The organism is Cetobacterium sp. (genome assembly GCF_977044495.1).
The window spans coordinates 18,124-30,120 of sequence record NZ_CDRRQU010000008.1; the positions used below are offsets into that span (position 1 = coordinate 18,124).

Genomic DNA, 11,997 nt, shown 5'->3' on the forward strand with positions numbered 1-11,997 from the left:
TTACCTTCCCCCTAAAGTTCTATTTATAAAGCTGCCTCTTTTAACTCTTCAATGTCCTCTCTTTTGAATTTTTTTAGTTTTTGTAGCATTTTACAACTTATGATAGCTACTGTTGTAGATATTAATGTAGCTACTATTGTAGGTGCTATTATTTCACTCACATTGGCGGAGTTTGCTGCAGCACGATACGCCAGCACACTTGATGACACAAGTGTAACAGATGATGTATTAATAGCTAAAAATAGCACCATTGCATCTGTTGCTTCATCCTTATTCTCATTTAAGTCCTGTAACTCTTGCATAGCTTTTATTCCCAATGGAGTAGCAGCATTCCCTAAACCTAAAAAATTAGCAGCTATATTTGCCACAATGCTTCCGTTGGCAGGATGATTCTCCGGAATTTCTGGAAACAATAGTCTCATAAGAGGTCTCAAAGCTTTTCCAAGCAATTGAACCAATCCCGCTTTTTCCGCTACCTTCATAAGCCCCAACCAAAAACTCATTATTCCTATTAGACCAATTGAAATTTCTACCGCTGTTTTAGCTGAAGAGACAACTGAATCTGTTACCCCTTGAACCGTTCCTGTAAACATAGATATCACTATACCTATAAGTATTAACCCCACCCAAATTGCATTTATCATAATACCCTCCCTCATATAAATTTTACAAAAACATAGTTACTCCTATCAATATAAAAACACTTCCTGATAAATATTTCATTTTATTGAATAAAAATTCTTTAACTTTATCTGTAAAAAGAGTTGTAGAAAAAGCTAGAACTATATACCATGAAACTTCAATCATCAAATAAATACTTCCTAAAAGAAACATCTCTTTTCCAAGGTTTCCATTTCCCTTTAAAAATTGAGGAATAAAAGTTATAAAAAATAATAAAACCTTAGGATTAGCCAAATTTGTTATCATTCCCTTCAAATATGAGTTATTTTTCTCTCTTTCCTCTAAAAGAGTTTTTTTAGATTTTAATTCTGTTATTCCAGTGTAGATTAAATATCCTGCACCAACAATTTTTATAATCGAAAACAATAGTGAGTTTTCTAATCCATTTGTAGGTATTACAAATATCGCCAATAAAATTGAACCTAATACATCCACCACTCATAACACCTAAAGCTGATTTTAATCCCTCTTTTCTTCCATATAAAGTTGAATTGCTTAAGATATATACCGTTGCCAATCCTGGTGTCATTGCAAAAATCAATGATGCTAACATAAATTTTATTTCCACAGTCCCACCTCTACATATCCTCTAATGATAAATCATTTTTCAATAAGTCTTCATATGTTTCTCTTTTGGAAACTAAACAACTTTTTCCAGACTTTACAAAAACTACAGCTGATTTTAAAGCTTTATTGTAGTTACTACTCATTGAATGTCCGTAAGCTCCTGTACAACTCACAAGTATCAAGTCCCCTTCACTACACTCACCTAACTTTGTATTTTTTATAATAACATCCCCCGACTCACAACATTTTCCAGCTATAGAAACAATCTCTTTTTTCTCATTATTCAATAATCTATTAGCTACGATACTTTCATATTTTGCATTGTAAAGAGCTGGTCTGATATTATCAGTCATTCCACCATCTATAAAAATATACTTTTCTCCACCAAAAGTTTCTTTTTTTCCTCCAACTGTATAAAGGGTACTACCTGCTTGACCCACTATAGAACGTCCGGGTTCAATTGATATTTTTTCAACCTTTACCTTTTCCGATTCCAATGTTTTTTCTAAACAATCTATAATTTTTTGCATCAAATATTTTAAATCTACATCTGTATCCCCCTCTGTGTATCTAACACCAAAACCACCCCCAATATTTATTTCTGGTATTGTTATATTCAACTTTTTAGATACCTCTTTTGTAAATTTAACCATACTATCTATTCCTTCATAAAATGCTAACTCATCAAAAATTTGTGAACCGATATGACAATGAAAACCTAAGAAATTAAGTTCATCTTCCTCAACTATCTCTCGCACAATCTCAACTATATCCTTATCAAAAATGGACTCTCCAAATTTTGATGTGTGCTTGGCCGTTTTTATATACTCATGAGTGTGAGCATCTATTCCTATATTTAATCTTAGCATCACATCCATTTTTTTCCCAAATTTTCTACAAACTTTAGCTACTCTTTTAGCTTCAAATCTATTGTCTAAAATTATACTCCCTATTCCTTTTTCAACACATATCTCTATCTCTTCTAAAGATTTATTATTTCCATGCATATGAACTTTTTTAGGATTAATTTTTTCTGATAAAATAGTATGTAACTCTCCAGCTGAAACTGCATCTATATGTAATCCCATTCTATCCACAACTTGGACCATGGCTTTTGATAAATAAGCTTTTGATGCATATACAACTGTCGTTTTAAATTTATCACTGATAAATCCATCCTTTAAAGCTTTAATTTTTCTTTCCATAAGTTCCAAATCATATATATATAGCGGTGTTCCATACTCATTTTGTAACTGTGTCACCAAAACCCCACCAATTTCTAAAACACCATCCACTTCTTTCATACTTCCTAAATACTTCACAGTTGCCTCCCAATTTACTTTTAAAATTCTCATACTTATTATATACATTATGTTTATTTTACTGTCAAAAAAAAATAAAAAATAATTTTTTATTGGTTTTTTAGGTTATAAAATAACCTTATTTTCACCAATTCAAATTTTATTTTTTGTAAAATCAACTCTTGTTTTTTAGACAATCATGGGGTAATATCCATAGTCCGGGAGGTGATTAATATGAGTAAAAATATATCTGTTATAACAAATGCAAAAGATGTCACAAAATTTTATTCTCAAAAACTAAAAGAATTATTTGGTGACCTAATTAGTGTCAAAACTTTTAGCTTTGAAGATGGTTCATATAAAAATATAGAAAATTCTGACCTCTATGTAATTACTACAAGTGCCTACGAACTTTTGAGTGAAAAATTTTTGGAAAAAAATAATATTGTTGTTGTCGATTTAACTATTACGAAAGAAACTCTTTCTCTTTTAAAAAAATTTCCAAACGGAACCAAAGCAGCATTGATGAATGTAAATTTAAAAATGTATATAGAAACAATGTCTGATTTTTATCATCTAGGCATAAATAACATTGAATTTTACCCGATTCACCCAAATTCGCAATCTATCCCTAATGTTCCTCTAGTTATAACCCCTGGAGAGATTGATGATATTCCAAAATCTTTAAAGAAGAAAAAAATTATTGATATTGGTCACAGATTTTTTGATGGAAATACTATTATTGAAATAGCTTTAAAATTAGGTTATGAACATCTTTTATATTCTAAAAAAATCAACGAATATCTGGATAGAATAGCTTCAAACGACTATAGTTTAATTAAAATTTTAAAAAAAGCTACAACCTCTGAAAGTCAGTTGGATATTCTTTTAAAAACTATAAATATCGGAATAATCGGAGTTGATAGAGATAATGTAATTTGTTCGTGCAATAGGGATGCTGAAAGTATCGTTCAAATATCCAAAGATAATCTAATTGGTTACAGCTACTTAGAACAACTTTCTATCATTCCTTTCAATGAAGTGAAAAAAAATAAAGTTGAAATAAAATCTAAACTTGTAGAGATAAATGGAGATTTTATTAAACTCAATGTGACACCCATTATTAGGAATGATAACTATATCGGTGCTTTTGCTTTCATACAACACTTTCAAGAGGAAGAGCTACGTCATCATGAGTTTAGAAAACAGCTATTGAATAAAGGACACCGAGCTCGCTATAATTTCAGCGATATTCTAGGAGAGGATAGCTGTATTTTAAGAGTGAAGGAGATTGCTAAAAAAATGGCAAGGACAGAATCTTCTATTCTAATCACTGGAGAAACTGGAACTGGAAAAGAGCTATTCGCTCACTCTATACATAACTACTCCAAACGAAAAAATTTTCCATTTGTTATTATAAATTGTGGTATCATTCCATATAATTACTTAGAAAAAGAGTTATTTGGATATGAGGATGAAGTCGGAAATAGAAAAATAGGACTCTTGGAGTGTGCTCATATGGGAACTATCTTTCTCGATAAAGTGGAAGAGATGACTCCTGCTCTTCAAATTAGACTTTTAAGAGTCCTGCAAGAAAAAACAATAACCAGAGTAGCTGGTGATAAAGTTATCGATATTGATGTTCGAATTATTGCGGCAAGTAATGAAAATCTTAAGGATTTAGTTCAAAAAGGTCGCTTTAGAAAAGATCTCTACTATCGTTTAAATACACTTCCTATTTTTATTCCACCACTGAGAGAGCGAAAACAAGATATTGAAATTTTCATAAAAAAATTCCAAAAAGAATTTCATGGAGACTTTACTTTCAATGAAAAGGTGAAACGTGTTTTTGAATCACATAGGTGGGATGGTAATATCCGAGAACTTCGAAACTATATTGAATTTTTGACATACATAGATAAAAAGGAGATTGTTTTTTCTGATTTGCCCAGTGAACTGATAGAAATTTATCAAAGTAGTTTAAATGCTAACAATGAAAATTTTGAACAGTATAATAATTTACTTCTAGAGGTTGCTCAAAAGAAATACGACGAATATATTTTTGTCCTAACTACAATCTCTAAAAATAATTTAGCCAAAATCTCTTCCGGTAGAAATACCCTCTATGTTGAAGCTACAAAGGAGAATATTTCACTCAGTGAAAATGATATTAGGAAAATTTTACTAAATTTAGAAAATCTTGGTTTTATTGAAAATAAAAAAGGACGAAAAGGAGCTACCTTATCTGAGATTGGATTAAAGTTTTTAGAAAAAAATTGAAATACTCCCTATTGTATATTTTTACAATAGGGAGTATTTTTTCAATTTTATTTGTTACAAAAGTATTCTGGGTATTTTGTTTCATATCTTTTAATTACATCTTTATAATTTAAAAGATGTTTTTCAACTAAAGTATCCACTCCACTTTTATCTTTATTCTTTATCAACTCCACAATCTTTATATGTTGATTCAATGTAGCTTCAATATTTGTTTTTTCCAAAGCATCTAAAAGCCTTAATCTATCATAATGAGTTGATAATCTTTTTATAGCCTTCCAACTATTCTTTTTATTATAATATTCGAACAAAATATAGTGAAACTCATTGTCTAAAGTGAAAAATTCATGTAAATCTCCATTAAAATTTAAAATTATCTTTTGATATTCAATATTTTTTTCTAGTTCTTTTACCAGTTCATCTATATTTTTATCTGAACACGCCATTTTCAAAATTCTTTCCTCACACGTCTCTCTAACGAATATAGCTTCCTCAACTAAATTAAGATTTATTTTGGATACAAACGAGCCTTTCTGTGGAAAAACTTCCAGTAGTTTTTCTTCAATCAATTGCACAATAGCTTCCCTCAGTGGAGTTCTACTCACATTTAATATCTTACTTAGTTCTATCTCTCCAATCGATTCCCCAGGTTTCAAATTTAAACTCATAATATTCTCTCTCAAAACTCTATATATGTATTGTCTAGTATTCTCCTTAGAATTTTTCATTACCCCTTGTAATCTCATCCTTTTCTCTCCTATCACTGTTTTTATATATTATAGCAGTATTTTTATAAGTTGTATACTAGTCATACTATTTTAATTAATTCAATCTTTAAAATAATTTTAAAAGCTCATCTCTATTCATTTTTAAAAGTTCCTGTTTCTCGCCATCCAAAACTTCACTGATTATTTTAGATTTTTCCCCTTTTATTAGATTAATCCTTTCCTCAATAGTTCCTTTCGTTATGAGTCTAAATACATTTACAACACTCTTTTGCCCCATTCTATAAGCCCTATCCGTAGCTTGATTCTCTATGGATGGATTCCACCATGGATCAAAATGTATAACCGTATCCGCTCCTGTTAAATTTAATCCACTTCCACCAGCCTTAAGAGATATTATAAATATATCACCCTCTCCGCTGTTAAATCTCTCAACCAAATGCAAACGCTCTTTCACCTTTGTTTTTCCATCCAAGTACAAGATAATAAACTCGTCTTTTAAATGACTTTTTATTATGGTCAACATCTCAGTAAATTGAGAAAAAAGTAGAACTCTATGCCCCCCACTCTTAGCCTCTTGAAGAAGTTCTAAAAGTACATCCAGTTTCGCACTCTCTCCTTTGTAATCTTCAATAAATAACTTTGGATGATTACATAGTTGACGAAGCCTTGTTATATAGGACAATATCCTTATTGCATCACTTCCATTTGACTCTACCTCTCTTTTATACTTCTCCAAATATCCTACATATAACCTTCTTTGCTTCTCACCCAATTCAACAATAACATCTTGCTCAATTTTATCCGGAAGTTCCTTCAATACCTCACCCTTTGTACGCCTTAAAATAAATGGTCCCACAATACTTTTTAAATTTTTTAAATTATCTAAATATCTCTTTTTAAATGTCGTATGTTTTCCAAGATACCCTGGGAAGGAAAAATCAAATATACTCCAAAGTTCAAGTATATTATTTTCAATAGGTGTCCCTGTGAGAGCTATCTTAGTTTCACCTTTTATCCCTTTTATAGCATTGGATGTCTTTCCTAAAATATTCTTTATATTTTGAGCTTCATCTATAACTATATTAGCAAATCCTTTTTCAAATACAACCTCTTCATATAATTTTAAATCATTTTTCAACACTCCATAAGTCGTTATTAAAATCTCTCTCTTCCCAAGTGTTTTGATGATTTCCTCTCTTTCAATTTTACTTCCTACACACATCTTAACCACTACATTTGGTGCAAATTTTTCAAATTCACTCTTCCAATTATACACTAATGACTTTGGAGCTATAACTATACTTGGTAAATCTCTTCTTTCCAGTGCTAAATATACTATAGTTTGAAGGGTTTTTCCAAGTCCCATATCATCCGCCAAAATTCCACCAAGTCCAAGTTTTTGAAGAGTCTTCAGCCACTGAACCCCATATAACTGATACTCTCTTAATATAGGAAAACTTTTTTTTATAAACTCTCTCTCCTCTTTGCTTACAATAGAGTTAAGGTTTCTATCCATCTCCTTAAAATTCTCATCAAAAACTATATTTTTTATTTTTTTTAATGTTGAAGTTAAAAAATAGCTGTAGTTTCTAGCTCTAGATATCACTCCCATCTCTATCTCTTTTTTACTAGCTTCTGAGATATCTAAAAGACTATTCAACTCATTCAATTCTGAACTTGCCTCTATATCAATAATTCCACCATTTTTTAAAAGATAATATTTTTTTCTCTCACGAACTGCCATTAAAAATCTAAGTACTTCATCCTTATCTATTCCATCTATATCAAAACTAATTTCTAAGATGTCACTGACTTTTGTTTCTACTCGATAACTTACAGCTGAATACCTCTTCTTTTTAAATTCCTCAGAATAATATATTTCATAGTGCTTTTCCAGTTCAGGTATCCCTTCTATCACAAATTTGTATATAATTTCTATATCTGTAATATGATAAGCTCCATTCTCAAAATTATTATGATAATTTTTCAGTATATCTCTATATAGTGAATACCCTTCTAAAGTTTCTGTTAAAATTATATTCTTATCCAAGTCATCTTCAGCTATGCCATCATAAAATCTCTTACTATAAACTTTAAGACCGTATGTATTATATGAGTCTATATAAATTTTGTCCTGTATCTCTTGGGGAGTATACACTCTTTTTCGTATACTTTCTGACATCTCCAACTTTGCCATCTTTTGAATAGAATTCATTACAACTGGAAGATTCGTATCACTAATCTTCATCTCTTTATTCCTACTTGTCTTTTGAGATATTTTTTTAAATAGCTCCATATCTTCGCTGGATATCCTATAAAATATAGGTTCTCCATTGATATTACTGCTATCTAAAAGTGTTCGCTCTCCCCTTTGAATAAAGTTAGCACTATTTTCAAAGCTCAATTTGACTCCACCTTCTGTTGTATCCAACTTTATACGTAAAAGATTATTCAAGGTTGTCTCTTTTAAAATAACTTTTCTTCCACTACTCAAAATATCTATAAACCTGTCAAAACTTCTTTTATTTCCCAAAATTGCAGTTAAACTCACATCCCCATAGTAACTTCGCTTAAACATCTCCTCATACTCTTTTACAAAATCTAAAAATGCCTTCTCCCACCCTTGAAAGTAGTCCGTTGCTGGATTGTATGTATATGCCTTTCCAAAGGAAAAAGTTGTTTTTTCATAAGCTGATATAAATTTAGAAAATTTATTCATAAGTTTATATTTTTTATCATTTGCCACAACTTCCATGTCAAAAGTTAGATTTAGATATCCTATTATTTTTTCGATTCTAGGAGTTATATTTAAAAAAATTAGATTCTTTTTTTCTGATATTGGATTTTTCAAAAAATCTAATTGAGCATCCAATAGACTTTTTCTAGTGTCCAATGGTTTTAAAACTATATAATAAGCAGCTATTGCCATAGCCACAATGTGCTTACACGTTTTTACATTTTCTTGGTAATATGCACAATCGCAATGACCGGTTATAAATTCATGCTCGTTAAACACAACTTCTGTCTGATATTCACAATATCCATTTCCCTTTACATTTCCAGTAAGAGACAAAGTTCCAGCTTCTAATTCTTCATTTTCCATTTCATAAATTTTCATGTTCAATAATCTCTTACTCATGTAGTAATCTTTTCCACGATTATATATGCTCCAACCGACCTCTTGCTCTAATTTTTTCAAAAAATCCAAATATTATCCCTCCAATCTCCATAATTTTTTTGTCTTAGTCAATTTCACTACTAATAGCAACATCCTTACCACTAAAAGCCATCCCTATCTTTATAATCTTTGATACCCCATTGTTTTTCATAGATATATCGTATCTCTTTTCATCTATTTGAGTTAATGCTTTCTTAGCTTTTTCCTCAATAGAGTTTTCATTCCCCACTTTAAACTCAAATATAAGTCCATAATTTTTTTTATTTTTTGGCTCCAGTGCTATATCATATCTCCCATACCCACTTTCTCTATTTGAAGTTATCACATATTTATCTCCCAGTGTTAAAAGTAATCCCAATATGAAATGATGATAATATTTTTCACTATCCCCTGCATCATGATAACTCACTGCTGAGAGGTATAACTCCTTGAACTTAAATTCGAATCTATCCATTTCCCCTCTATACAGGTCTTCAATCATTTTAAAATACATCGCTGTTTTCCCATGGCTGTACTCCTTTATAAAAGTGTTCTTAAAAAATGATTGAACTTCATAGTTTGGAATTTTTAAAAAATATGTTTTCGCCCCTGTTATTTCAGATATTTCAACTTTATCATAAGTCAAATACCCCGAAAACAGCATCAAAGACCATACCGTATCTACATCCTCTAAATCTGAAAAGATAATATTTTCCGTTATCACTTCTTCTATTTCATTTCCACTAAATACAATTTTCAAATCGTCTGTCACTTTTGAATCATTTTTAGCCAGAAGTTCCCTAATTAAACTGTTATCACTCGTATTTACCCAATATGGGTTCAACTCATTTTTACTCGCAAAATTAATCAATGACCACGGATTGTAAACCAGTTCCTTTCCAAATCTATACCCATTATACCATTTCTTTACATCCTCTAGTTCATACTCTAATTCATAGTATTTTAGTAACTCTTCAACTTCCTCTTCTGTTAAACCAAAATGATTAAATTCATTATCTAAAATTGTTGACACTGCAAGGTTATTCAATCCTGAAAATATACTTTCTTTAGCCACTCTCAATATCCCTGTCAAAACCGCAAATTCAAGGTAAGGATTCCCTTTTAAGGCTGCACTTAAAAAATTCCGAAAGAAAAATATCGCTTCATTATAATATCCCTCTGAGTGAGCTGTTACTAATGGTGTATCATATTCATCTATTAAAATTACTACTTTTTTATTGCACTTTTCATACAAAAATTTTGATAAATCTAAGAGAGCATTCTCTTGGCTCTCTCTTCTTCTTTCTAAATTTAAACCATATTTATCATATTCATTTTGTAACAATAAGTATAATTTATTTAAACACAATTCCCAATCAGCAACCTTTATATCTTTTAAACTAATATAGATAACTGGGTACTCACCTTGGTATATCATTTTATCTGTATAAGAGATAGCCAACCCTTCAAATAACTTTCTATTACTATCCTTATCCTCTATGTTAAAGAAATAGTTAAGCATTGACATATTTAAAGTTTTTCCAAATCTTCTTGGTCTTGGTAATAGGGTTACTTTAGATCTTTTACTCAACAGCTCATCTATTAATAGCGACTTATCTGCAAAATAGCAATCGCTTTCTATTATCTCTTTAAAATCATCTATTCCCACAGGCAACTTTTTCCTAACCATTTCTCTCACCTCTCATTTTACTATATTATACCACAAAAAAAGCTAGAGTATAGTTATACTCTAGCAAAATACATACCTTATAAAAAGAAACTCATTAATAAAGAGAATCCAAATCCGCAAATGGCTATTATAGTTTCCATCACAGTCCAAGATGCAAATGTTTGCTTTACATCAAGTCCAAAATATTTTCCTACCAACCAGAATCCACTGTCATTAACGTGTGATAATATTGTTGCTCCTGACGCTATAGATATTACAACTAACGCTCTTCCCGGTGCTGATATATCCACAAGCTCCATAACCGGTGCTGCAATTCCAGCAGCTGTTATCATTGCTACTGTTGCAGAACCTTGAGTCACTCTAACAACACAAGCTATCAAAAATGCTAACACCAATACCGGCATACTTGAGCTTGCCATCTGCTCAGCTAAAAGTCTTCCTATTCCTGAGTCCACTAATATCTGCTTAAAAACTCCTCCAGCTCCAGTCACCAATATAATTAACCCAATTGGTCCAAAAGCTTTATTACTTAAATTAAGTATCATGTCTTTTGAGAATCCCTCTTTAGTTCCCAAGAAATGGAAAGCTATTAATACTGAAACTGTTAAAACTATAAACGGATTTCCAATAAATGCTAATGAATCAGATATTGGTCCATTGTTTATAATCCCACTTTTTACAAGAGTTGTAGAAACTGTATTAATCAATATAAGCACCATTGGAACCGCAAGCACTGATAAAACCTTTCCAAATGATGGTAACTCTTTTTCCTCTTCATTCATAGCGTCTTGAATAAATTGATTTGCATCTATATAGATTTTTTTGCCTATAAATGTTCCAAATACTGGTCCTGCTAGAATTGCTGTTGGCAATCCTATCACTGCTCCTAGAACTATTACCCAACCTAAATCCGCCCCTAAGATACTCGCAACCGCAACTGGTCCGGGTGTTGGCGGGATAAAAGTATGTGTCACAGCTAGTCCTGCAAGCAATGGTATCCCAAAGTGTAAAACTGATTTTTTACACTCCTTTGCCAATGTATAAACTAAAGGTATTAATATAATAAATCCTACATCAAAGAATACTGGAATAGCTACTAAAAATCCTGTAGCCATAAGTGCCCATGATGCATTCTCTTTCCCGAACTTTTTAAGAAGAGTCTTTGATAATGCTTGGGCACCTCCAGAAGCTTCCAACATCTCACCATAAACCGCCCCAAGTCCAACTACTGTAGCAACAAATCCAAGGGTTCCTCCCATACCATTTTGAATACTAGATATAATCTTTTCAAATGGCATTCCAGTTCCAATTCCCATTAGTGCACTACCTATCATAAGTGCTATAAATGCTTGAATTTTAAAAACTAAAACCAATGTAAGTAAAATTACAACTCCAGTTACTGCAACTAATGTTAATGACTCAATTGGCATAGATACATTGTCTACATTGAAATAACTCGAATAAGTCATATAATTTTTTATAAGATAAGCTATTCCTAATAAAACTACTCCTAATCCTACATAATCGCTTATCTCTCTACTTTTTGACGCTTTCATAGAATCCTGTTTTTTTACAGCCTCCATATTTACCCTCCAT

9 protein-coding genes are annotated in these 11,997 nt (G+C 31.2%); 1 reads left to right on the top strand and 8 read right to left on the bottom strand.

Annotated elements, in window-relative coordinates:
• Positions 1-23 precede the first annotated feature (23 nt).
• The 4 genes from ACWI69_RS03250 to lysA are packed head-to-tail and all read right to left on the bottom strand — an operon-like array spanning position 24 to position 2,570.
• On the bottom strand, positions 24-644 hold the full coding sequence (locus ACWI69_RS03250) for a nucleoside recognition domain-containing protein (RefSeq protein ID WP_448820417.1): 621 nt from the start codon (positions 642-644) through the stop codon (positions 24-26).
• Between the two features lie 22 nt (positions 645-666).
• Complete coding sequence (locus tag ACWI69_RS03255) at positions 667-1,047, bottom strand: LysE family translocator (protein ID WP_448820418.1); 381 nt, start codon at positions 1,045-1,047, stop codon at positions 667-669.
• Positions 977-1,249, bottom strand: a complete 273-nt coding sequence (locus tag ACWI69_RS03260) for a hypothetical protein (RefSeq protein WP_448820419.1) — start codon at positions 1,247-1,249, stop codon at positions 977-979. Before ACWI69_RS03260 ends, ACWI69_RS03255 begins: the two co-directional genes overlap by 71 nt.
• A 10-nt stretch (positions 1,250-1,259) precedes the next feature.
• Positions 1,260-2,570, bottom strand: a complete 1,311-nt coding sequence (lysA, locus tag ACWI69_RS03265) for a diaminopimelate decarboxylase (RefSeq protein ID WP_448820420.1) — start codon at positions 2,568-2,570, stop codon at positions 1,260-1,262.
• Between the two features lie 213 nt (positions 2,571-2,783).
• On the opposite strand from lysA, the gene ACWI69_RS03270 reads away from it, so the two are divergent.
• Positions 2,784-4,829: a sigma-54 interaction domain-containing protein gene (locus ACWI69_RS03270; protein WP_448820421.1), complete on the top strand. Its 2,046-nt coding sequence runs from the start codon at positions 2,784-2,786 to the stop codon at positions 4,827-4,829.
• A gap of 47 nt (positions 4,830-4,876) precedes the next feature.
• On the opposite strand, the gene ACWI69_RS03275 is transcribed toward ACWI69_RS03270, so the two are convergent.
• The 4 genes from ACWI69_RS03275 to ACWI69_RS03290 all read right to left on the bottom strand — a co-directional run bounded on the left by ACWI69_RS03275 (position 4,877) and on the right by ACWI69_RS03290 (position 11,984).
• Complete coding sequence (locus tag ACWI69_RS03275) at positions 4,877-5,572, bottom strand: GntR family transcriptional regulator (RefSeq protein ID WP_448820422.1); 696 nt, start codon at positions 5,570-5,572, stop codon at positions 4,877-4,879.
• Positions 5,573-5,660: 88 nt separating this feature from the next.
• Positions 5,661-8,762 carry an SNF2-related protein gene (locus ACWI69_RS03280; protein WP_448820423.1) on the bottom strand — a complete coding sequence of 1,034 codons (3,102 nt, stop codon included), beginning with the start codon at positions 8,760-8,762 and terminating at the stop codon, positions 5,661-5,663.
• Between the two features lie 34 nt (positions 8,763-8,796).
• Positions 8,797-10,401 carry an AAA family ATPase gene (locus ACWI69_RS03285; protein WP_448820424.1) on the bottom strand — a complete coding sequence of 535 codons (1,605 nt, stop codon included), beginning with the start codon at positions 10,399-10,401 and terminating at the stop codon, positions 8,797-8,799.
• Between the two features lie 77 nt (positions 10,402-10,478).
• Entirely contained in the window at positions 10,479-11,984 is a 1,506-nt protein-coding gene (locus ACWI69_RS03290) for a GntP family permease (RefSeq protein WP_448820425.1), read from the bottom strand.
• Positions 11,985-11,997 lie beyond the last annotated feature (13 nt).

Bases quoted from the DNA above. Each gene is read 5' to 3' on its own strand.
- ACWI69_RS03250 (WP_448820417.1), bottom strand. From the start codon at position 644: ATGATAAATGCAATTTGGGTGGGGTTAATACTTATAGGTATAGTGATA.
- ACWI69_RS03270 (WP_448820421.1), top strand. From the start codon at position 2,784: ATGAGTAAAAATATATCTGTTATAACAAATGCAAAAGATGTCACAAAA.
- ACWI69_RS03275 (WP_448820422.1), bottom strand. From the start codon at position 5,572: ATGAGATTACAAGGGGTAATGAAAAATTCTAAGGAGAATACTAGACAA.
- ACWI69_RS03285 (WP_448820424.1), bottom strand. From the start codon at position 10,401: ATGGTTAGGAAAAAGTTGCCTGTGGGAATAGATGATTTTAAAGAGATA.
- ACWI69_RS03290 (WP_448820425.1), bottom strand. From the start codon at position 11,984: ATGGAGGCTGTAAAAAAACAGGATTCTATGAAAGCGTCAAAAAGTAGA.